19 protein-coding genes are annotated in these 21,867 nt (G+C 47.1%); 5 read left to right on the plus strand and 14 right to left on the minus strand.

Annotation, left to right across the window (positions count from 1 at the left end):
- Positions 1–3: 3 nt before the first annotated feature.
- Positions 4–1,959, minus strand: coding sequence for a 1,4-alpha-glucan branching protein GlgB (gene glgB, locus OI18_RS14575; RefSeq protein WP_039141063.1), 1,956 nt, complete (start codon positions 1,957–1,959; stop codon positions 4–6).
- Between the two features lie 108 nt (positions 1,960–2,067).
- Here glgB and OI18_RS14580 point away from each other — a divergent pair, with 108 nt between their 5' ends.
- The gene (locus OI18_RS14580) at positions 2,068–4,836 is read left to right on the plus strand and encodes an outer membrane beta-barrel family protein (RefSeq protein WP_039141064.1); all 2,769 of its coding nucleotides are present in this window, start codon (positions 2,068–2,070) and stop codon (positions 4,834–4,836) included.
- 5 nt (positions 4,837–4,841) lie between these two features.
- Positions 4,842–5,588, plus strand: a complete 747-nt coding sequence (locus tag OI18_RS14585) for a GLPGLI family protein (RefSeq protein ID WP_039141065.1) — start codon at positions 4,842–4,844, stop codon at positions 5,586–5,588.
- Between the two features lie 4 nt (positions 5,589–5,592).
- Here OI18_RS14585 and OI18_RS14590 read toward each other — a convergent pair whose 3' ends face one another.
- The 4 genes from OI18_RS14590 to OI18_RS14605 all read right to left on the minus strand — a co-directional run bounded on the left by OI18_RS14590 (position 5,593) and on the right by OI18_RS14605 (position 11,792).
- A complete protein-coding gene (locus OI18_RS14590) occupies positions 5,593–7,431 on the minus strand; it encodes a glycoside hydrolase family 13 protein (RefSeq protein WP_039141067.1) in 1,839 nt (612 codons plus the stop codon).
- 15 nt (positions 7,432–7,446) lie between these two features.
- Positions 7,447–8,820, minus strand: coding sequence for an MFS transporter (locus tag OI18_RS14595; RefSeq protein WP_052273257.1), 1,374 nt, complete (start codon positions 8,818–8,820; stop codon positions 7,447–7,449).
- A 245-nt stretch (positions 8,821–9,065) separates the two neighbouring features.
- Complete coding sequence (locus tag OI18_RS14600) at positions 9,066–10,343, minus strand: glucose-1-phosphate adenylyltransferase (protein ID WP_039141070.1); 1,278 nt, start codon at positions 10,341–10,343, stop codon at positions 9,066–9,068.
- 30 nt (positions 10,344–10,373) lie between these two features.
- Complete coding sequence (locus tag OI18_RS14605) at positions 10,374–11,792, minus strand: glycogen synthase (RefSeq protein ID WP_039141072.1); 1,419 nt, start codon at positions 11,790–11,792, stop codon at positions 10,374–10,376.
- A 153-nt stretch (positions 11,793–11,945) separates the two neighbouring features.
- On the opposite strand from OI18_RS14605, the gene OI18_RS14610 reads away from it, so the two are divergent.
- Together OI18_RS14610 and OI18_RS14615 are read left to right on the plus strand one after the other, a co-directional pair.
- On the plus strand, positions 11,946–13,550 hold the full coding sequence (locus OI18_RS14610) for an MFS transporter (protein ID WP_039141073.1): 1,605 nt from the start codon (positions 11,946–11,948) through the stop codon (positions 13,548–13,550).
- A gap of 28 nt (positions 13,551–13,578) precedes the next feature.
- Positions 13,579–14,568, plus strand: a complete 990-nt coding sequence (locus tag OI18_RS14615) for an ROK family protein (protein ID WP_205410054.1) — start codon at positions 13,579–13,581, stop codon at positions 14,566–14,568.
- A 57-nt stretch (positions 14,569–14,625) separates the two neighbouring features.
- Here OI18_RS14615 and OI18_RS23855 read toward each other — a convergent pair whose 3' ends face one another.
- From OI18_RS23855 to OI18_RS14630, 3 genes are read right to left on the minus strand one after another with little or no spacing between them, the layout of a single operon-like run.
- Positions 14,626–15,630, minus strand: a complete 1,005-nt coding sequence (locus OI18_RS23855; protein WP_052273258.1) for a phosphodiester glycosidase family protein — start codon at positions 15,628–15,630, stop codon at positions 14,626–14,628.
- A gap of 15 nt (positions 15,631–15,645) precedes the next feature.
- A complete protein-coding gene (gene lipA, locus OI18_RS14625; protein WP_039141075.1) occupies positions 15,646–16,581 on the minus strand; it encodes a lipoyl synthase in 936 nt (311 codons plus the stop codon).
- A 16-nt stretch (positions 16,582–16,597) separates the two neighbouring features.
- A complete protein-coding gene (locus OI18_RS14630; RefSeq protein ID WP_039141077.1) occupies positions 16,598–17,398 on the minus strand; it encodes a hypothetical protein in 801 nt (266 codons plus the stop codon).
- A 47-nt stretch (positions 17,399–17,445) separates the two neighbouring features.
- Here OI18_RS14630 and OI18_RS14635 point away from each other — a divergent pair, with 47 nt between their 5' ends.
- A complete protein-coding gene (locus tag OI18_RS14635; RefSeq protein WP_039141078.1) occupies positions 17,446–17,850 on the plus strand; it encodes an OsmC family protein in 405 nt (134 codons plus the stop codon).
- 13 nt (positions 17,851–17,863) lie between these two features.
- Here OI18_RS14635 and OI18_RS14640 read toward each other — a convergent pair whose 3' ends face one another.
- The 6 genes from OI18_RS14640 to OI18_RS14665 are packed head-to-tail and all read right to left on the minus strand — an operon-like array spanning position 17,864 to position 21,845.
- Positions 17,864–19,123 (minus strand): DUF2851 family protein, encoded by a 1,260-nt coding sequence (locus tag OI18_RS14640; RefSeq protein ID WP_039141079.1) that lies wholly within the window; start codon positions 19,121–19,123, stop codon positions 17,864–17,866.
- A gap of 58 nt (positions 19,124–19,181) precedes the next feature.
- Positions 19,182–19,745, minus strand: coding sequence for a Maf family nucleotide pyrophosphatase (locus OI18_RS14645; protein ID WP_082037986.1), 564 nt, complete (start codon positions 19,743–19,745; stop codon positions 19,182–19,184).
- Complete coding sequence (locus tag OI18_RS14650; protein WP_039141082.1) at positions 19,745–20,677, minus strand: geranylgeranylglycerol-phosphate geranylgeranyltransferase; 933 nt, start codon at positions 20,675–20,677, stop codon at positions 19,745–19,747. Before OI18_RS14650 ends, OI18_RS14645 begins: the two co-directional genes overlap by 1 nt.
- A 33-nt stretch (positions 20,678–20,710) precedes the next feature.
- Positions 20,711–21,229 carry a KdsC family phosphatase gene (locus OI18_RS14655; protein WP_039141084.1) on the minus strand — a complete coding sequence of 173 codons (519 nt, stop codon included), beginning with the start codon at positions 21,227–21,229 and terminating at the stop codon, positions 20,711–20,713.
- A gap of 11 nt (positions 21,230–21,240) precedes the next feature.
- Positions 21,241–21,480 (minus strand): Fe-S cluster assembly protein IscX, encoded by a 240-nt coding sequence (gene iscX / locus OI18_RS14660; RefSeq protein WP_039141085.1) that lies wholly within the window; start codon positions 21,478–21,480, stop codon positions 21,241–21,243.
- Positions 21,481–21,506: 26 nt separating this feature from the next.
- Entirely contained in the window at positions 21,507–21,845 is a 339-nt protein-coding gene (locus tag OI18_RS14665) for a 2Fe-2S iron-sulfur cluster-binding protein (protein WP_039141289.1), read from the minus strand.
- Positions 21,846–21,867: the final 22 nt, after the last annotated feature.

The following is a 21,867-nucleotide window of genomic DNA, read 5'->3' on the forward strand; positions in this document are numbered from 1 at the left end:
TTGTCAACGCAATACAACAGCTCCTAACGACGGCAGGTGTACGTTTATTTCATACATGTCGTTGTTTTTCTCCTGGGCATGAACCGTGATTGTGGGGTTAAAAACATCACCTGTCCCCCAGTATCGGGAATCATTGCTGTTGAAAACCTCCTTCCACTCTTTTTTACCATGTGTAACAACTTTCCAGTCGCGCCTGACTTCTGGTGTCATATTGAGGATGATCAGCAGGTCTTCTTCCGGATTATTCCCTTTACGCCGGTAACAAATCACTGATTCTGCACGGTGATTGAGGTCAACCCATTCGAAGCCGGCCGGGTCAAATTGCTTTTCATATAAGGCAGGCTGGCCGCGAAGCAGGTGGCAGAGATCCTTTACGCATTCTTTCATCCCGCTGTGACTTTCATGTTTCAGCAGGTCCCAGGGCAATTCACTTTTATAATTCCACTCCTGGGTTGAAGCAAATTCATTTCCCATGAACAGCAGCTTGCCGCCGGGGTGGGTGAACATATAAGAATACAACAGTCGCAGGTTGGCATATTTCTGCCATTCGTCACCCGGCATTTTATAGATCATCGGGCTCTTTCCATGCACCACCTCATCATGGCTCAATGGCAGCATGAAATTTTCATCAAAGAAATACATCATACTGAAGGTGAAAGTATTCTGCTGGAACTGCCGGTAAATGGGATCCTGCTTATAGTAGCGAAGCGTGTCGTGCATCCAGCCCATCATCCATTTCATTCCAAATCCCAGTCCGCCCTCGAAAGTCGGTTTCGAAATGCCTGGCCAGTCAGTCGCTTCTTCGGCTATTGTTTGCACGTCAGGGAAGTCGCGGAAAATTGTTTCATTGAGGTCTTTCACGAAAGCAATGGCTTCCAGGTTGCCGTCACCACCGAATTCATTTGGTTCCCACTGGCCTTCGCCACGAGAGTAATTCAGTTTCAGCATGGAGCTTACGGCGTCAACCCGCATTCCGTCTATATGGTATTCATCGAGCCAGTAACGGGCACTGCTGATGAGAAATGATTTAACTTCTCCCCTTTTATAGTTGAAAATATAGGAGTTCCAGTCCGGGTGATATCCCTTACGCATATCCGCATATTCGTAAGTATGAGTACCGTCAAACATGAAGAGACCATGCGAATCGTACGGAAAATGTGAAGGCACCCAGTCAAGGATCACGCCGATACCAGCATCATGGAAAGCGTCCACCATCGCTTTGAAATCCTGCGGCGACCCGAATCTTGAAGTGGGTGCAAAGTAACCTGTCCCCTGGTATCCCCAGCTGCCATCGAAAGGGTGCTCCATTACCGGCATGAATTCAACGTGGGTAAATCCCATCTCTTTCACGTATGGGACCATTCGCTCTGTAATCTCTCCATAACTATTATACGACTCCTCATCATTCGGGTCGGGTCGCATCCAGCTTGCCAGGTGGACTTCGTAAACACTCCAGGGTGCATCGAGGGCATTATGCTTTTTCCGGCTGCCCATCCATTCCTGGTCCTTCCACTCATAGTAAAGGTCCCATGTTATAGAAGCAGTCAGCGGGCGCTTCTCCCAGAAATTGGCAAAGGGGTCTCCCTTGTCAACCTCGATTCCCATAAACCCTTTAATGTGGTATTTATATACTTCCCCCAGCTTGAAGCCGGGAATGAATCCTTCCCATACTCCACTGTTATCCCACCGGGGAAACAATTCATAATCAAAGTTCTTCCAGTCATTGAAGTTGCCTTTCACCGATACGCTCGTTGCGTTGGGTGCCCACACGGCAAAGTACATCCCCCATTGTTCCATCACCTGGATGGAATGTGAACCAAACTTACGGTACAAGGTATAGTGAGTTCCCTGCTGGAAATTGCGGATATCCTCATCCGTAAGCAACGAATAGTTCCACACTTTCTTGGTCGTGTCAATGAAGTGCTGGGATTCATATGTGCCGGGTGATGAAGTAGACATAGGTGGTATATTATATTAAAATTAATGCATTAACAATATATTAGGGATGAATGGTTTTGCACTTCGTTGAATTATTTTGATTTTACATCTCCTTCAGGCAACTGATATATGAGAAAACTGTTAAACCTTATCTGTAGCCTCCTGCTGGCCGTAACGCTTCATGCGCAGTCGGTAACCATCAAGGGCCAAGTCGTAGACACATCGGAGAGAAAACCATTGGCAAATGCTGTAATAGCCCTGCTCACTAAGGACTCCGTCTTACTTCAACACACGCGCACTGATGCCAGTGGAAAATTCAGCATCACTTCAAACAGGGGAAAACCCCATTTGTTGATGGTCACTTATCCCAAATTCGCCGATTTCGTTGACCAGGTCAGTGAGACCTCTCCGGAGCTGGATCTCGGGCGCATTAACCTGATCAAAAAATCAGTCCTTCTCGAGGAAGTGATCGTATCCCAGAAGATCGGTGCCATCCGGATGAAGGGTGATACCCTCGAATTTAAAGCAGACAGTTTTGCTGTCAGGGAAGGCGCAAATGTGGAAGAATTACTGAAAAAATTACCTGGACTGCAGGTAAATAAAAAAGGCGAGATCACTGCCCAGGGTGAAAAAGTCCAGAAAGTGCTTGTCGATGGCGAGGAATTTTTCAGTGACGACCCCGCAGTGGTGACGCAGAACCTCAGGGCGGATGCCATTGATAAAGTACAGGTCTTTGATAAAAAAAGTGACCAGGCTGCATTTACGGGAATTGACGATGGCGAAAAACAAAAGACCATTAACCTGTCACTGAAGGAAGACCGCAAGAAGGGATATTTCGGTAAGGCAAAAATCGCAGGGGGACTGCCATCCAGCTATGAAAACGAGGCAATGGTTAACATGTTCAAAGGCAAACGAAAGGCGGCTGTTTACGGCACCATGGCTAATACAGGGAAGGCTGGACTCAACTGGGAGGACAACAACAAATTCGGAGGCGGCAGTAACATGGAATTCAATGAGGAGGAAGGTTATTTCTTTTCGTACAACGAATCTGATGAGTTCAATACCTGGGGAGGAACTTACCGCGGTGAGGGATTGCCTAAGGCCTGGACAGCCGGCGCGCATTTTTCCAATAAATGGTCAAATGACAACAAACATATAAACGGCAACTACCAGTTTTACAAGCAGGATATCAATAACGAAGGAACCACAACAACCCAGTATATCTTTCCGGATACCCTTTATTATACCAAAGACCTCCGGAAAACATTCACACAGAATACCCGTCACCAGCTCAGTGGGTTCTATGACCTGAAACTGGATTCATTTCAAAACCTCAAAATCACAGTCAAGGGCAGCCAGGCAAGTGCACAGAACGAATCAGATTTCCTGCAGCAATCGTTAAATGAAGAAGGACAAATGGTGAACAATACCCGCCGCAGTCTATATTCTACGGGAGAAAAGCAGCTCATGAGCGTCAATGCCATCTGGCGGAAGCGATTTGCCAAAAAAGGACGTACCATGTCGGTGAGCTTCGACCAGAAATACAACAGCAATGAAACGAACGGACTGCTGAAGGCAATCAACAACGACTACGACTTCACCGGCGGCCTCAGTCGTTCCGACACCACCGACCAGAAGAAGGATAATTACCAGCAAAGCAACGTACTCGGCGGTAAGATTTCTTACACCGAGCCACTGAGTAAAAAATGGTTTGTCGAACTTAATTACGGTTACCGCCTCAATAACAGCAAGGCTCTGAGAAGTTCTTACAACAAGGATGAAAGTGGTGGCAAGTACGACCAGCTCGACAGTCTTTACAGCAACAACTATTCATATGACTTCAACACGCACAGCGGTGGACTGAATTTCAGGTTTAACAGTGACAAAATAAATGCAACGGTTGGTTCAAACATTACGAACGCCCGTTTCCTGCAGGAGGACCTGGTAAGGGACAGCACCACCCGCTACAATTTTGTGAACTTCTTCCCGAAAGCAAATATCCGGTTCAAGATGGGAGCGCAACGCGGACTCACCGTCAATTACAACGGAAGCACCAGGCAACCATCCATCCAGCAGATCCAGCCCGTTGTTGACAATACTGATACCAGGAATATCCAGTTAGGTAACCCTGACCTGAAGCAGGAATTCCGCCACTCGATAAATGCATTTTACAATGACTATAAAGTATTAAATGGACGGAACCTTTATTTCAATGGCGGCCTCAACCTTGTTGACAATGCCATTTCCCAGAACGTGACTGATACAGCAGGCAAACGTTATTACCGCTCAGTAAACGTAGACGGCAACATGAATTACTGGATCTATACCGGTTACTGGCGGCAGTTCAAAAAATTAAAACTGAATGTGAATACGGGCCTTAATGCCAATGGGGGAAAGAATAACAATTTCGTGAACGGTCAAAAGAATACGAGTACCTATTCAACTGTCGGCGCTAACTTTTCCCTGTGGAAAGAGAAAGACAAAGTTTACAGCCTTTCGCTGGAAACTTCTCCATCACGTACAAAAAGCAAATCCAGTATCAATCCTGACCTCATAACAAAATACTGGACCATCGACAATGAATTCTCTGGAAGCATCTATAAACTTCCGTACAAGCTGGAAGCGAATACCAACATGACATACAGCTGGCGCCAGAAAACCGATGTATTTGGCGAAGACCGCAATGTATGGTTATGGAACGCCTCGCTTGCCAAAAAATTCTGGAAGAATAATAGCGGTGAACTACGGTTCTCCATTAATGATATCCTTAATCAGAATGTCGGATTCAGGAGAAATGCCACTTCCAACATTATTTCTGAAAACACCTATATCAACCTTCGCCGTTACTGGCTGCTGAGCTTTACCTGGAACTTCAGCCGTAACCCCGGATCAAAATAATCGTAATGAAAAAAACTTTCATTCTTGCATTAATACTCATAGCCGGGGCAAAGCTTTCGGCACAGCAAATATTTATTTTCAGCGGAAACATAGAATACGAGCGGAAAATAAATATACACAGGCAGTTCGAATCCGATGATGAACAGAGCGACTGGTTCAAGGATTTTATCGCGAAACAACCACGTTTTCATAACAGCTATTTTAACCTCTCATTCAACAAGGAGAAAGCAATTTACCAGCCCGGACGCGAATCGGATGTCAAGGTAGAACCGTGGATGATCGGTCCTGCCAAACAGAACATCGTACTTACCGACATTAACAGCCAGGTTTATACCAGCAGGAAAAAAGTTTTTGAAGAGACGTTTGTTGTCACTGATACCACGACCAAGGTAAAATGGAAGATCAGTAATGAGACACGTGTCATCGCGGGATTCGAATGCCGCAAGGCTGTGGGTGTGATCTGCGACTCCGTTTATGTGGTTGCATTTTATACCGAAGAGATTCCCGTAAGCGCCGGTCCTGAGTCTTTTGGCGGCCTGCCCGGCATGATCCTGGGCCTTGCTGTCCCCAGGCTTTATTCTACCTGGTTCGCAACCAAAGTGGAACTGAACGAACCGCCGCCGGCCAGCTTTACTGTCAATAACAGCAAAGGCAAAAAAGTAAAAAGCACCGAGCTTGAACCGGTGCTTACGTCATCGTTTACGGATTGGGGGAAACGTGGAAAGAAATTTATCTGGTGGTCGATGCTTTAAAAATTTATTCAAGGTTCATCACCAGCATACTCATTGGACGCAGGCTGATCTTTTGCTGCAGATCCATGAGGTCACCAGTTGGAATGTCCCTTCCTTTTTTGAATCCTTTCGTGCGTTCGGCAAATCGTGCAGGGTCAACCTGCTTTTCCGCCGGATTTGTATTCATGATACACATCACTGTTTGTTTATTATCATGCCGGAAATAAACGTAAACGCCATCCTCAGGAACAAATTGGGTCAGCTGTCCCGACTTGATGGCCGATGAGCGTTTCCTGAACTGGGCGAGATTGCGAATGTGATTGAAAATGGCATTCTCTTTTTCGGAGCGGCCCTGGCCTGTGAATTTATTTTCGGGATCACCAGGCCATCCTCCTTTGAAATCGAGGCGCACCCAGCCATCAGGATTGGTAAATCCTGTCATCAGGATCTCATTGCCATAATACATCTGCGGAACGCCCCGGAACGTGAGCAACCAGGAAAAAGCCACCTTGTACTTCGCCGTGTCTTCCCCAACTACAGAATAGAACCTGGCCAGGTCGTGATTATCCAGGAAGATGACCTGCCGCATTGGGTCCTTGTACATAAAATCCTGCGCAGTCGTCGTGTATAATTTGTTTACGCCTTCCGTCCAACCGAATGGCTTGGTCAGTGATTCCTGGATTCCGTAAAATAGCAATTGGAAGTCCGTTGTTGCCGGGAGATTGCTTTTAAAAGGAACCTGGAGATTGTTCTCACAGAAATAACTCTGGTTTGGAACACCATGCACCCATGTTTCACCGAAGATGCTGAGCCTGGGATATTCATCCAGGAGCGCTTTGTTGCAGCGGTTCATAAACTCCAGGTCATTATACATGTAGGTGTCAATGCGGTAACCGTCGATCCCGAATTCTTCCACGCTCCAGATGGCATGTTGAATCAGGAAATTCGCCAAAAAAGGATTGCCATGGTTCAGGTCGGGCATCATCGGGGTGAACCATCCGTCCAGCATTTTCTTCCTGTCAGTTTTAGCGGCATAGGGATCAAACAACACCTGGTCCTTATAATTCGTATTGGTATACGCAGGCCATTCATGCAGCCAGTCTTTCATTGGCTTATCCTGGACAAAGAAGTGGTAAAGCCCGGTATGGTTATATACAGCATCCTGGATAAGCTTCATCCCTTTACTATGCAGGGCATCTGCCAGGGCTGCATAATCTTCGTTTGTCCCCAGCCGTGGTTCAATGCGGTAATGGTTGGTAATGGCATATCCATGTTCTGTCCTGTCAGGCATATTATTTTCCCAAACCGGTAAAAGCCATAACGCCGTAACGCCCATGTCCTGCAGGTAGTCCAGGTGATTCAAAACGCCTTTCAGGTCGCCACCATGCCGGTGAAAGATGGAATCGCGGTTCAGTGATTGGTCCCTTAGCCCGGGAATGCGATCGTTGGAAGGGTCACCATTACTGAACCTGTCGGGGATTGCCAGGTAAACCAGGTCGGCAGAAGTAACTCCCTGTGCATAAGCCGAGCCTTTCCCTGGGCGTCGTGCTTTCAGGGGAAACTTAATGTTATTCCCGGATGATACTTTTATTTCAAGATTTCCCGGCTTTGCCGTGTTGCTGATAACCAGGTCAAGAAATACATAGTTGGCATTCTCAGGTTTGTGGACTTTTTCGAGCCGTACACCTGTATATGGAGTTATGCTTATTGTATTTTTCCCGATGCCGGTACCATGCAGCATCAGCTGTACTTTCGGGTTCTTCATCCCAACCCACCAGTTGGAGGGATATACATTCACTTCCTGACAAAAAACAGCCAGTGTAATCGTCATAAGAAATGAAAACGCAATAAATTTTTTGAACATATTTTTCTGGTATCGTTAAGACAGTACAGGTTTCTTATCATCCACTACTTCCTTGACCACGAAAATGCAAACAATTGCAGCCAGAATGAGCAGGAATCCACCGATCTGGACTGCAAGTAACCTGTCATTATTGAGGAAATGGATCATAATTTTCCCAAAGAATAATGAAGCGATGATTTCCGGTAATACGATAAAAAAATTAAATATCCCCATATAGATCCCGATCTTGTCAGCAGGCAGGTGATTAGCTAACATCGAATAAGGCATCGACAATATTGAAGCCCAGGCAATTCCAACCATACTCATTGCCGCAAAAAGTAATCGTGGATCGCTGATATGGTTTACCCAGATCAAACCTGCACCACCAACAAGCAAACAGGCAACGTGCGTCCATTTTTTTCCAGCAACATTTACCCAGAAAGGCAATGTAAACGAAAATAAAAATGTAACGAGGTTAAGAATGGCGGAAGTAGTATTGGCGTGTTCAAGGCCCCTTGTATAAGTTTCGCTGTCATTTATTGGATCGCCTTTGAAAATATCTGCAGCCACCCCTGTGCTGTAATAGAACCACATCAGGAACAATCCCGGCCAGGTAAGAAAGTTTACAATTGCGAGCCGTTTCATCTGCAGCGGCATATTTTTAATGGAATGAGTTATTTCCCTGAGTCCCCCACCAAATCCTTTATTGCTTTCTTTTGCTTTCTGTTTCCAACCTGTAATATCCGCAGGAGGATATTCCTTACTGAAAATCACTGTGTATAAAACCGCAAAGAAGAATACAAATCCACCAATGTAGAATGACCACTGAATATTTTCTGGTATGCTTCCTCCAGTTTTTTCGCGGGAGAAACCAAACCACTTAACTAATAATGAAGGAAGGTATCCCGCTACAAAAGATGCGAGCCCGATAAACATGCTTTGCATGGCAAAACCGAATGGGCGTTGTTTTTCATCAAGATTGTCGGCAACAAAAGCACGGAATGGCTCCATGCTGATGTTAATGCTGGTGTCAAGTATCCAAAGCAAACCGGCTGCCATCCAAATAACCGGCGAATTGGGCATGAAAAACAGCGCGATTGAACTCAATATTGCTCCGATCAGAAAAAAAGGTCGTCTTCTACCCAGGCGGGGATGCCAGGTTCGGTCACTCAGGTAACCAATAATTGGCTGAACAAGCAATCCTGTCATTGGTGCTGCCAGCCAGAGTCCGGGAATATCTTCAGGACTTGCCCCTAAATATTCATAAATGGCGCTCATATTATTCATCTGGAGCGACCAGCCAAACTGAATTCCGAAAAATCCAAAACACATATTCCATATCTGCCAGAATGATAATCGAGCTTTGGGAACAGCAATTTCTGGCGCAGTGAGAACTGAAGTAGAGGCCATAGCAATCGTTTGTAAAAGCAGTTTATAGCTGGTTATCAATGTGTACAAAGTACACAGGAACTAAAGTAAATAAAAAATCTGGTAGTTGCCCAGGATACTTCAATAAGTGAATAAGTCAATGGGTGAACAGGTGCATGGAAGTGAAATGACTTTATACAGGAATAGGTCAATAAGGCTAAGACTTGCTCATTCACTTATTGACCTATTCACTTATTGACCAGACCACTTATTGTAGTCCTGCCACATTATATCACGAATCCATTCGGAATCACCGCTCCTTTCTTCACCACCACAATTCCGTCTTTCACCGTATACAGCGCATGATCGGCGTTTTCGAGGTGGCTTCCCCCATTGATCCGCACGTCATCACCAATACGGACGTTCTTATCCACGATGGCATTTTTGATGTAACAGCGGTCGCCGATACCCAGGGTTGGCTGCCCATGCTGACGGGCATGATTCATTTCTGCGATCGTCTCGAAATAGTCATTCCCCATCAGGTAACTGTTTACTACAGTTGTACCATGACCGATGCGCGAGCGGATGCCTACAACAGTTTTTTCCACTCGTGATGCATTGATGATCGACCCTTCTGCGATCACTGTTTTCTCCAGTGTGGATCCGCTGATTTTGGCCGGTGGCAACATCCTCGCACGGGTATAGATCGCATTATTGTTATCAAACAGGTTGAAGTCGGGAATATCTGCTGTCAGGTCAAGATTCGATTCGAAGAATGAATAGATGTTCCCGATATCCGTCCAGTAACCATCATACTGGTAACTGCAGACCTTGTATTTATCGATCGATTCCGGGATGATCTCCTTACCGAAATCGGTGGCGTCTTTCTTTTCGTCCTCCAGCAGCTCGAACAACAGCTTCCGGTTAAAAATATAGATCCCCATCGAAGCCAGGTAGTTGCGGCCTTTAGCACGCATTTCATCGCCAGTATCGCTGATCCAGTCAGGCAACTGGTCCTTTTTCGGCTTTTCAATGAATGAGGAAATAAATGCACCCGAAGTTTTCAGGATGCCGAACTCGGGAGCTTCGCGGTCGGCTACAGGAATAGTAGCAATTGAGATATCTGCGCCGTGTTTTTTATGGTTATCAAGCATAGCGCTGAAATCCATCTGGTAAAGCTGGTCACCGGAAAGGATCAGCACATATTCACTGTCGAACGGGTTAATGTGCCTGAGGCTCTGGCGAACCGCGTCTGCAGTGCCCTGGAACCATGTCGGGTTATCAGGCGTCTGTTCTGCTGCGAGGATATCCACAAAAGCAGCGCTGAAAGCGCTGAAATGGTAGGTGTTCTTGATATGCCGGTTCAGCGAGGCCGAATTGAACTGGGTCAGCACAAACATCCGGTTGATGCTGGAATTGATACAGTTGGAAATAGGAATATCCACCAGCCTGTATTTTCCGGCAATAGGTACTGCCGGCTTACTTCTGCTGGCAGTAAGCGGGTATAAACGGGTACCGGCACCACCTCCCAGGATAACGGCAAGAATCTCTTTACTTATAGACATATCGATGGTTTTGGATTAGTGTAGGCTGTATTAAGTTAATAAAGATTTATAAACATCCAGATATTGGTTTGTGCTGGTATCCCAGCTGAAGTCCTTCTCCATCAGCTGTCGCCGGATGTTATCAAAATGCATCTGGTCCTCGTACAACTCAACCCCACGGTAAACAGCATGCGTAATATCACCGACAGATGCATTGTTGAAACAAATGCCATAGCCACCTGGTTCACCAAAATCAATAACCGTATCTCTCAACCCGCCTGTTCTTCGCACAACCGGCACGGTTCCGTAACGCATGGAATACATCTGGTTGAGACCGCAGGGTTCAACCCGGCTGGGCATAAGCAGGAAGTCTGCACCCGCGTACATCTGGTGACTGAGTTTTTCGTTATAACCGATTTTCGAGTTGTAGTACCCCATCCAGTAACTGCGCATATCGTCGAGTTGTTGCTCCACATGAGCTTCGCCACTGCCCAGCACAAGAAAATTCATCCGCTGGTCAATATAGTATAAAGAATCGCCAATCGCTGCGGGCAGAAGGTCTGCCGCCTTCTCTCCCACCAGCCTGCCGATAAAAACGAACAGTGGCTTGTCAGGATTGAGACCGAATTCTTTGCAAATGGCCTCCTTGTTGGACCTTTTTCCAGCGGCCAGGGTGTCAATTGTATAATGATCAGTGAGGTAGCTGTCAGTCGCCGGGTCCCACACTTTGGTGTCAATCCCGTTAAGGATACCCACACTTTTCCCCTTTTCATACTCGAAAAGGGCTTCCAGGCCGTTGCTTTCCTGCCGCAGTTCGTGCAGGTAGCTCCAGCTGACCGTAGTCACTTTCCACGCACTACGGATTCCTGCTGCAAGCGGGTTTATGTTATTGTTCCAATCCAGCATTCCCCATCTCCAGCCGTCCCAGTGCGGAATATAATCGGACCTGTCCCAGTCCATCCATCCCTGGTACTGCGCATTATGGATAGTGATCACCGTTGGAATATCGGCGAGCATCTGGTACTGGTAACAGTATTTGATCATGAAGGGGATCAGCGCCGTATGGTGATCGTGAACATGGATGATATCGGGATGGTGTTGCCAGGAACTCAGCCAGTCCACCACCGCGATCTGGAACGACGTGAACCGTTCTACATCATCAGGGTAGGAATAGATCTTTTCCCTGTCGAGCAGGCCGTTGATATCCAGCAGGTACAGGTCAAAACCCAGCTTATTGGTAGTTTCTTTTATTACCGTGTAGTCGAACCAGGTATTCCCAAGATAGGCGCTTCCTTTGTGAACAACGTCCCACTTGTTCTCATATAAAAATTTCGTCCTGTACATCGGCATTACCACCTTGGCTATGTGCCCGGCTTCCGCCAGGTATTTTGGAAGTGCGCCTACCACATCCCCCAATCCGCCAGCCTTTGCAACAGGATAACATTCAGCAGATACGTGAAGAATTTCCATAGAAAAAATTGCAATTGAATATAATAAGAAATTGTATTGTGCAGTATTATGTCTTAAAAAATTTCAGTCAAACGGAATTCCTTCATATTTTCACTGATTGAGCAACGGTTCGCATAACTATGCTTTAATTATTTAAAACCCCTTGGATCGCTTATGTCGCAGACAAAACAGCCAACTAACACAGGCGCCCTTGCCACGCTTGTCATCGTATTCTTTTTCTGGGGATTCATTGCTGCATCCAACAGCATCCTGATCCCTTTCTGTAAATCACACTTCCACCTGAACCAGTTCCAGAGCCAGCTGATCGGTTCAGCATTTTACGGGGCATATTTTATCGGCTCGCTGTTGTTATTTATTATCTCGAACATCACGGGCAGCGATATCCTCAATAAGATAGGTTATAAGAAGGGTATTATATATGGACTGTGGATCTCAGTACTTGGCGCATTGCTGATCATTCCTTCTGCCAACGCCAATTCCTTTGGGGCAATCCTCGCTTCACTCTTTGTTGTTGCACTCGGGTTTTCACTTCAGCAAACAGCGGCGCAGCCTTTCGCCATTTCCCTTGGCGATCCTTCAACCGGCTCACACCGCCTTAACCTCGGCGGCGGTATCAATTCGCTGGGAACTACATTAGGTCCCATTATCGTAAGCGTATTCCTGTTTGGATCAGCAAAGGGACGGGCAGAAGATGCGACCATCACCAATATCAATACACTTTATATTATAGTTGCTGCCGTATTTGCAGCTGTTGCCCTGTTTTTCACTTTCTCCAAGCTGCCTGCAGGTAAGGACGAAGAACATTTCGAAAAGGCGAACAAGGCCCAGGGAGCTTTATTGTTGATGACAGGTGGCATCCTTGCCGTGATCCTGATCGGACAGTTTACGGAGCTTGACAAACTACCTTTATTACTTATCACGATTGCGTTGGTTGTAGGTATCCTTTTTTATTCAAACTCCGCGGCCGTTAAAGAACCACATGGCTGGGGTGCTATGCGCTACCAGCAGCTGATCTATGGTATGCTCGGCATCTTCGTGTATGTTGGGGTGGAGGTTACTATCGATAACAACTTTGGTGCACTCTTAAAGGTACCCGGATATTTCAATGCAGCCGGGCTCGACGAAAGCGAAATCTCGCATTTCATTTCCCTTTACTGGGGAAGCCTGATGATCGGTCGCTGGACAGGTGCCATCGGCGTATTTAACCTCTCACGCCAGGGCAGGGTCATCGCAACAATTGTGGTTCCGTTCATCGCTTTCGCCGTAGTATTGCTTGCCAACCATTTGAAAGGCAATGAAATAAAAGATCTTTATGCATATGCAGGCGTGATCGTACTGATGATCATGGCATTCTTTTATGGCCAGGAAAAGCCGGTAAAGACGCTCCTCACCATGGCCGTTCTGGCCACAGTGGCAATGCTGGTCGGCGTATTCACCACGGGTATTGTTTCCGTGTATGCATTGATGGCGGGTGGATTGTGCTGCTCCGTTATGTGGCCATGTATCTTCTCCCTCAGTGTTGCCGGACTTGGTAAGTATACCAGCCAGGGATCCGCATTCCTGATCATGATGATCCTCGGCGGTGCCGTTATTCCACCATTACAGGGCACTATTGGCGACATGACAGGCGACCTGCATAGGTCTTACCTGGTTGCTGCCGGATGTTTTGCATTCCTTGCATACCTTGCACTAAAACAAAGAAGCGTACTGAAAGCTCAGGGACTTGATTTTGACCAGGAGATCGCAGGCGGACACTAATAATTTTATTTACCAGGAACAGATAAGTATGAGTAAGATACCACTTGAGTATGCGATTGGTGTTGATATTGGTGGCACCAACACGAAATGCGGGATTGTGAACCGCCGGGGAGAAGTTTTGCAGTATGAAGCTTTGTCAACCCCAGAATATGAAACACCGCAGGCATTTGTTGATGCCATGTGTGTGCGCCTTAACCTCATGATCGATAAAGTTGGCGGTGATGAACTGATCAAGGGTATCGGAATCGGAGCGCCTAACGGGAACTATTACACGGGAACCATTGAATACGCACCAAACCTGCGTTGGGAAGGTATTGTTCCTTTGGCTGACATGGTCTCTGAAAGGATGAACCTGCCTACAGCACTCACCAATGATGCGAACGCTGCAGCTGTCGGCGAAATGCAATACGGTGCTGCAAAAGGAATGCGTGATTTCATTACCATTACGCTTGGAACAGGAGTTGGAAGCGGCATTGTTGCCAATGGCCAGATCATTTATGGTCACGATGGATTTGCAGGCGAGCTCGGGCACACAATCATTCGTCCGGGTGGCAGGAAACACTGGTCTACCGATCTTTACGGTTCTCTTGAGGCCTATGCATCTGCTACGGGCGTTGCAGTGACCGCAAGGGAAATGCTCCAGAAGGAACCTGAAAAACAGAGTATCCTGCGGAAATATCAACTTGAAGAGCTCACCAGCAAAAATGTATTCGACTGCGCCATGCAGGGTGATGAAATTTCACAGGAAGTTTACAAGTTCACCGGCCAGATCCTGGGTGAATCACTTGCCAATTTCGTGATGTTCTCTTCCCCTGAGGCAATTATCCTCTTCGGTGGTCTCATCAAGGCGGGTAAACTGATTTTTGAACCCACGATCGAGCACATGGAGAAGAACCTTCTGCCCATCTTTAAAAATAAGGTGAAAGTGATCAAGAGCGACCTCCATGAAGCAGACGCAGCGATCCTTGGTGCAAGTGCACTGGTTTGGGAAATGAAACAATCGCATGCAAGCTTGTAAAAAGTCAAAATTCAAACTTAAATTCAAAAGGCACTCCGTAAAGAGTGCCTTTTGAATTTACTTATTGACCTGGCGACTTGAGTGCCTGGTTCTAACTACGAACACTGCAGGCACAGGCCGCTGACCCGTTTTATCTGATGGCTTAATTGTTTCCTTCCCATTGACAAGCAGGCAACTGCTGCCTCCTCCATCCAGGTTAAGCGCTTCAACACAGTTGAGTGCTACAAAAATTTCTGCAAGTTCAGTAAGTGTGGCGCCTTCAGCTGTACCGGGATTCCGGCCTTCGACTGCAAGTACAATCAGTTTTCCCTCTTTGGTATAACCCATGGCAGTCCTGGGGTGCGCGTCATTGATCGCTTTGCCGGTAAATTTAATTTCCTCGTTGTTTGTGATATACACCCTGCCATCCTGAACCAGTACCGGTCCTCCACCGATGGCAGTTTTCATGTTCCATTTTTCAAGCAATGAGAGCGGTCTTCCGCCAACGATTGTTGTGCCCGTAACTGCGAGTTCCCGATCTATATTCCTGCTTTCTGTTTTTACTGGAGGTACCGCCAGTTGTGTTGCCAACGGTTTTCGGCTGTTGCTGTCCGTGAATGTCCAGGCAATATCTGCCCTGCGTTTCTTATCAATGCCAATTGCAGAAGGAAACGAATGCAGGTACATCATACTGTCTTCACCTTTTCCTTTAACACCGGTTGAATTGTAACTGATCAGCCTTCCTTTCTTCATCACCAGGTTCAGGTTCTGGTTCGTGCCAAAGGAAAAGAATGTTGCATTCAGGACGATGGCAGGTTGCCCGGACTTGTTGTAAAAATCTCCGGGAGTCAATCGTCTTTTATAACTCGTGTCGGTATCACATTCAAGGGAACTGTTCCTTAGATCTATTTCTGCATACCAGGCCTTGAATGGTTTTCCGTTAACAGGAGTGCTGGTGTGGTAGACATGGATCCCTTCCGGCAGAGGACCGGTTACGGATTCTGCGTTCTCCCAGGATAGTTGTGCTGCACAAAACAGGGGCAATAAGAAAAGGCCTGTGAAGGCCTTCAGCTTTTTATTCATATGATTGCTCTATTATTACAATACCATATTCAGTTTCTCCTGTTCCCAGGCTGCCTTACCATAACCAGGAATAACATGCTTTTCGGAATGGTATGACGAACGTACAAGCGGACCGCTTTCCACGTAGTCAATACCAAGGTTATAACCTGCTTCACGGTATTCAGCAAATTCGTCGGGGTGTACAAACCTGTCAACCGGTAGGTGCTTCTTGGTTGGCTGAAGATATTGACCGATCGTTACCACGTCAACTCCATTGTCACGCAGATCTTCCAGCGTCCTGATCACTTCTTCCTTCTTTTCGCCAAGTCCAAGCATGATCCCGCTTTTCACCCTCATCCCTCCTTCCTTCAGGGTACGAAGCACTTCCATGCTGCGCCAGTACTTTGCCTGGATACGAACCCTTTTGGTAAGTCTTTCAACTGTTTCAATATTGTGGGAAACGACTTCCGGAGCGGCATCAATAATTGCCTGGATCTGGTCCTTATAACCTTTGAAGTCAGGAATCAGTGTTTCCAGTGTGGTGTCGGGATTGAGCAACTTAACCGCTTTGATGGTATTGTGCCAGATAGTGGAACCTCCATCCTTCAGTTCATCACGGTCAACGGATGTGATCACCGCGTGCTTTACTTTCATCAGGTAAATAGCCTCAGCAACCCGCTGTGGTTCATCCCAGTCAACCGGTTCAGGACGACCGGTAGCAACGGCACAAAATCCGCAGCTCCGGGTACATACATTTCCCAGGATCATGAAGGTCGCAGTTCCTGCTCCCCAGCACTCACCCATATTCGGACAGTTACCGCTCTCACAGATGGTGTGCAGCTTGTGTGTATCGACCAGTCCCCTTACGTGCTTGTAGTTTTCTCCTGTTGGAAGTTTCACCCGTAGCCAGGACGGCTTCTTTATTTTTGACTCACTTTCCTTTACTGCTGATACTACTGGTAATTCATGCATAATGGACAAAATTACGTTACTTCCGCTTACCAAAAAGCAGAGACACATACGCATTGAAAAAGAGCCTGTGCTGATTATTCTGGATCATCTGCTCCACTTCACTTGCGTAATATTCAATATTCACACCGGCTTCAATTGCAGACGCCACTTCGTTAAAACGGCCATAATCAAAGCGGAGTGCGGTTTTGAGATGGGCTCCGGGGTTAAATTTAACTTCTCCCCATCCCACGGTAAAACCTGAGGCCCCCAGGTAGTTATACTTGTTTATATCCTCAATTTCAGTGAATTTTTTCCTGGTGCGTTCCTCGGTATCCCGATCCTGCACATCTACGTAATACGGCTTCTCCATTCCGAGGGAAATACCACCTGCCCACAACGCAGATACTGCAACGCCGTTTTTATTGGATTTTCCGCCGATCAGGTACTGCTGGCCATAAGCTCCCTTAAGCTGGTAAAAATTATTGGCCTTGCCAAATACGAACTGGTTCACATTACCGAAAAAATCTATACTTCCTGCATCCTTGTCCTCTTTAGGATGTTTCTTTTCATTGAGTTCGATCTGGATGATCCGGGTCCTGCGCGGAGTTATGAATTTCCCCTTTTCAAATGAGATCCCGTAACCATCTGTATTGAGTTTGATACCAAAGAGATTATGTTTATTGAAGATCAGCTCGCCCTCTTCTTCCATTTTTACAAGTGCATTTATCCGCTGTTTCTTTTCGGATTTCTTGTCTTTTTTTGGAGGGGCCGGATTGGATTGTGACCATCCCAGAAAGGCGATCGACAAACCGAGTGACAATAGCAGTATTTTTTTCACGGTAATGATTTTAGAGCAGCTGCCGTAAATTTAGCAAAAATAACAGCATGACAGCATCCGTTGTTTATGAAGGACAACTCCGTTGCAAAGCAACACACAATCAGAGTGGAACAGTGGTTGAAACAGATGCGCCTACTGATAACCGTGGCAGAGGTGAAAGATTCTCCCCTACGGACATGGTATGCGTTGCCCTGGGAACCTGTGCCATCACTACTATGGGTATTAAAGCACAGGATATGGACATCGACCTGGCAGGTGCGACCATAGACATCCAGAAGCACATGGTAAGTGATCCCCGCAGGATCGGAAAGATCGATGTTATCCTGAGGTTTCCGAAAACGTTAAACCTTAGTGAAAAAGATCAGACCATTCTTGAAAGGATCGGAAACAATTGCCCCGTATTTAAAAGTCTTTCACCAGATACAGAGGTGAGCATTGTATACGAATGGTAATTCCAACAAGCCATCACCTGTTCAGCAGGTGATGGCCTAACCTGCAATCGAGGCATCTCTTCACACCACAATAGTTTTTCTTCAATTCCGTCAGTGCCTGGGTGCCGGCTGCAGATTCGCAGACCTGGCCTACACGCTCCCAGCTTCTTACCAGGCTATTTCTTTCCGGGGGAAGACTATGCATCCACCGCGCTGCTTTTTGCTTCATGCCGCTATGGTCCAGCCGCTCACCTAACGTGTATACGAGGGGGATAATACCGTTAATGATCAGGTAGGTCCGCATGTCGCTGCCTAAATGTTTAGGCTGGTAAGGCGCTGCCTCCCCGAGCGTGTAATGATAATGCCAGAAATCGTTGGCCGTGATCTCCAGCATCTGTTCCATTTCCCTTATCGTTTCGACCTCAACCAGCAAATGATGTAATGATGGCAGCTTATGGAGGAGCATGGCGAGCTGGGCAAGCCTCACCGTCGGGAAACCAGCAGGCCTCATTCTCAGCAACTGGGCTTGTCCATGTACCGGCACCAGCCCGTACTTATGCTGCAAATGCCTGTATTCCCTTTGCAGCAACTGCACATATGGATCTGCGTTGGCCGGCTTCAGGAAATTTGCCTGCCCGAGTAGTATGGCTTCCAGCTGGATAACCTGGTTGCGATGGCGGGCGAGAGACTTTACCGGTACAGACCTCGCCACCTGCTCAAAAAACTGCGCATTTACCGTTCCGCCGAAGTTGCGGGCCAGCCACCACCAGGAACACTCTTCCCAGTTACTCCCGCTCTCTTTCAGCAGTTCCAGGATCAGTTTGGATTTCCGCTTCAAACGGGCCCCGAGCAGCTCCTCTTTCCAGGCTGACCATATCCCCTCGGGAACCTCACCGATACTCCCCTCACAGGCAATGACATTGCGTTGATCCATAAGCAACTTATAACGGTCTAGCATGACCGAAGATACCCGTGGCGCAAGCACAAGAGTCGGAATTATTTCCGACAACCGACGCTCATCGTCTTCCCAGACGACATGAAGGATCACATTACGGTAGTTGGGATCATCATTATGCCGATGACGGTTCCATTCTGAACTTTTGATATGCAGTTCGATATTCCCCGCCCATGTTGTATCACCTAACCTTATCCGCGCGTCGAGAAAGTCAGGCCCCTGGTGAGGGTTGAAGGTACCGGCATCCTGGATTACCAGTTTTTCGCGGGACTCCGTCACAAGATCAGCCGTATTGAAATACTTTTCCTTCCAGATGAACTGCAACAACCGCTCCTGCATCTTTTTCGCAAAATACTAGTGCGCGACTGCCGATGTCAAGCGTGAAATCACCTGGAAATCAGGACCAGCTTTCGAGAGTCTGCACCACCCTGCTGACCGGCAGTCCCATAACGTTATAAAAATCCCCTTTAATTGTCCGGATGCCTACCACCCCGATCCATTCCTGGATCGCATAGGCACCCGCCTTGTCGTAGGGCTTGTATTTGTCTACATAAAACGCGATCTGGTCAGCAGTAAGTTCGTGAAAATCCACTGCCGTGGTATCTGAAAAGGCGACTTCCTGGCTGCCCTTGATCATTACCACGCCAGTGATCACTTTATGTTGCTGACCAGATAAATCACTGAGGATCCGGATGGCATCATCGCGATCGACCGGCTTCCCGATGATCCGGTCGCCCAGCACAACAATGGTATCTGCTGCAAGTACCAGCCGGTCGTGACTTAACTCTTCCCTGACCAGCTGTGCCTTACCGCGTGCAATATGTACCGGCACTTCGCTGATATCCAGGCCAGGCGGATACGACTCATCTGTGGGCCTTACAATAACATCGAAAGGAACTTCCGCCCATTCAAGCAATTGTTTGCGCCGCGGACTCTGGGAAGCAAGGACTATTCTTTCCATCACAAATAAAATTTAAAGAACACCATCGAAAGGATGCCGGCCAGCATTATCCACTTGATGTTGCTGCTAAGGCGGTGAAACTCGTCCGGGGTATTGGATTGCCTTAATTTCAGCATTGTGGTAACGAGGGGAACAATAACCGTGAAGAGGCAGAATACGGCTCCCATCCACCACCCTTTCAGCAGTCCATATACCTGCATGATCAGCAGTGCGGCCCCCATCACAAACATCCATACTCCCACAAACATCCTGGTTGCAGGCACACCCCACACTATAGGCATGGTCCGGCAGCCATATCGCTCATCCCCGATCCGGTCTTCCAGGTCCTTCACAACTTCCCTTACGAGGGAAATAATAAAAGCAAAGCTGCTGTAGATAATGGTGAATTTGAACACGGTATTCATGCTGTTCCTGTAGGCAGGTTCACCCATCCTGGTAACACTCAGTTCTGCGAAATAAATTACAAGAATGACCCAGGCTGTGAGCAATGAAATAAGCACATTGCCAATCAGCAATTGTCTTTTAAACGTGGTGGAATACAGCCATAGCAGCAATGCACAACCGAAATTGGCAAAGCCGATGATCGGGTTGCGGAGTTTCCACGACAGGTAAAATGCAAGCAGTACGCCGGCTAATGATAGCAGCAGGTGCCAGGCGATTGCCCATCGGCGCCGGATGACCCTTTGTATAACAATAGAGTCAGGTTTATTCACCTGGTCAATATTCAGGTCAAAATAATCGTTGATGATATAACCTGCCGCGGCAATAAGTACTGACGACAGGATCAACAGGGAGAAATGAACGGGATCCAGCTTCACTACGCCGCCCATCGATGGCAGCAGGATGCAGTAATAGAACAGCACCTGCGTAATTATAATAAAGAAAAGATTAGGCCACCTGATGAGCCTGAAAAATGCACCAATAAGTTTCACTCCGTTGTATTGATGCGCTAAAATATGTAATTCTTATTTGCTTGGAACGGAAGTATCTATGGCCCAGTCGCCCCGCAGCTTCATTACTTTCTCAATTACATCGCGAACGCAGCCCTCGCCGCCTTTAACGGGACTGATATACTTCGCCAGGCGTTTGATCTCCGGTGCGGCATCTGAAGGTGCGCATGGCATACCGGCAAGTTGCATCACACCATAGTCAGGAATATCATCGCCCATGAAAAGGATCTGCGGCCACTGGAGACCGTTTGCTACCCTGTACTGTTCCAGCACTTCTATTTTGTCTGTTACCTTCAGGTAAACATCCATTATTCCCAGCTTATTGAGCCTCGTGCGAACCGCTTCGGATGCTCCCCCGGAAATAACCAGGATACGATATCCTTTTTTGATGGCAAGCTGGAGCGCATAGCCATCCTTTATATTCATTCTCCTGACCTGCTGTCCATCGTCGAGCAAAAGCAGGCTGCCATCAGTAAGCACACCGTCGACATCGAACACAAAAGTATCTATGTCTTTAAAGAGGTTCAGGACCATGGGACGGAAGTTTATTTTTGGTTATCGCGCCATTCGTAAACCCAGGAACTCTGGATCATTTCCAGGTGCCCTTCATTGCATTCCTCACGCTTTCCTTCGAAATTAGGGATCTGCAACACCCATTCAATCAACTCTGTGAACCTGATCCGGTAAATTTTACCTTCATTGAACTCATCGCCGAAACGCTCATAAAGCTTCAACGCGATATCTTCATAATCTTTCCAGTGGATGGGTGGTTCAAAATGCGCCATATATGAATTTGAAATGCTTTTAGAAATTATTCACCGAGGAATTGGGTCTGGTCAGGAAGGGTAACTTCAACATGCCCGTTTTTACCAGGCAACAGGATACACTGGCAACCCAGTCTTGAATTCAGTCGTGGATTCACCGCCCTGTCGATGAAATCCTCTTCGCGATCGCTGATCTCTTCAACCAGGTCTTCCCCCTGTTCAACATAAAGGTGGCAGGTGCTGCAGGCGCAAACCGCACCACAGTTATGGTGCAATTCGATATTATTATGCAGGGCTACTTCCAGCAAACTCTGATCTGCTTCGATATTTTCAAGGGTTACAGGCTCAAGTCCCTTCTGCTCAAACTTAAACGTGATCGAATACATCTTTTCTTTTTGGGGGTTGTTT

Source organism: Flavihumibacter solisilvae (genome assembly GCF_000814475.1).
In the GTDB taxonomy this organism is placed as follows: domain Bacteria; phylum Bacteroidota; class Bacteroidia; order Chitinophagales; family Chitinophagaceae; genus Flavihumibacter; species Flavihumibacter solisilvae.

What these genes read in the sequence shown, in the direction of transcription:
- glgB (WP_039141063.1), bottom strand. Translation starts at nt 1,959, where the DNA reads ATGTCTACTTCATCACCCGGCACATATGAATCCCAGCACTTCATTGAC.
- OI18_RS14580 (WP_039141064.1), top strand. Translation starts at nt 2,068, where the DNA reads ATGAGAAAACTGTTAAACCTTATCTGTAGCCTCCTGCTGGCCGTAACG.
- OI18_RS14585 (WP_039141065.1), top strand. Translation starts at nt 4,842, where the DNA reads ATGAAAAAAACTTTCATTCTTGCATTAATACTCATAGCCGGGGCAAAG.
- OI18_RS14590 (WP_039141067.1), bottom strand. Translation starts at nt 7,431, where the DNA reads ATGTTCAAAAAATTTATTGCGTTTTCATTTCTTATGACGATTACACTG.
- OI18_RS14595 (WP_052273257.1), bottom strand. Translation starts at nt 8,820, where the DNA reads ATGGCCTCTACTTCAGTTCTCACTGCGCCAGAAATTGCTGTTCCCAAA.
- OI18_RS14600 (WP_039141070.1), bottom strand. Translation starts at nt 10,343, where the DNA reads ATGTCTATAAGTAAAGAGATTCTTGCCGTTATCCTGGGAGGTGGTGCC.
- OI18_RS14605 (WP_039141072.1), bottom strand. Translation starts at nt 11,792, where the DNA reads ATGGAAATTCTTCACGTATCTGCTGAATGTTATCCTGTTGCAAAGGCT.
- OI18_RS14610 (WP_039141073.1), top strand. Translation starts at nt 11,946, where the DNA reads ATGTCGCAGACAAAACAGCCAACTAACACAGGCGCCCTTGCCACGCTT.
- OI18_RS14615 (WP_205410054.1), top strand. Translation starts at nt 13,579, where the DNA reads ATGAGTAAGATACCACTTGAGTATGCGATTGGTGTTGATATTGGTGGC.
- OI18_RS23855 (WP_052273258.1), bottom strand. Translation starts at nt 15,630, where the DNA reads ATGAATAAAAAGCTGAAGGCCTTCACAGGCCTTTTCTTATTGCCCCTG.
- lipA (WP_039141075.1), bottom strand. Translation starts at nt 16,581, where the DNA reads ATGCATGAATTACCAGTAGTATCAGCAGTAAAGGAAAGTGAGTCAAAA.
- OI18_RS14635 (WP_039141078.1), top strand. Translation starts at nt 17,446, where the DNA reads ATGACAGCATCCGTTGTTTATGAAGGACAACTCCGTTGCAAAGCAACA.
- OI18_RS14640 (WP_039141079.1), bottom strand. Translation starts at nt 19,123, where the DNA reads ATGCAGGAGCGGTTGTTGCAGTTCATCTGGAAGGAAAAGTATTTCAAT.
- OI18_RS14645 (WP_082037986.1), bottom strand. Translation starts at nt 19,745, where the DNA reads ATGGAAAGAATAGTCCTTGCTTCCCAGAGTCCGCGGCGCAAACAATTG.
- OI18_RS14655 (WP_039141084.1), bottom strand. Translation starts at nt 21,229, where the DNA reads ATGGTCCTGAACCTCTTTAAAGACATAGATACTTTTGTGTTCGATGTC.
- iscX (WP_039141085.1), bottom strand. Translation starts at nt 21,480, where the DNA reads ATGGCGCATTTTGAACCACCCATCCACTGGAAAGATTATGAAGATATC.
- OI18_RS14665 (WP_039141289.1), bottom strand. Translation starts at nt 21,845, where the DNA reads ATGTATTCGATCACGTTTAAGTTTGAGCAGAAGGGACTTGAGCCTGTA.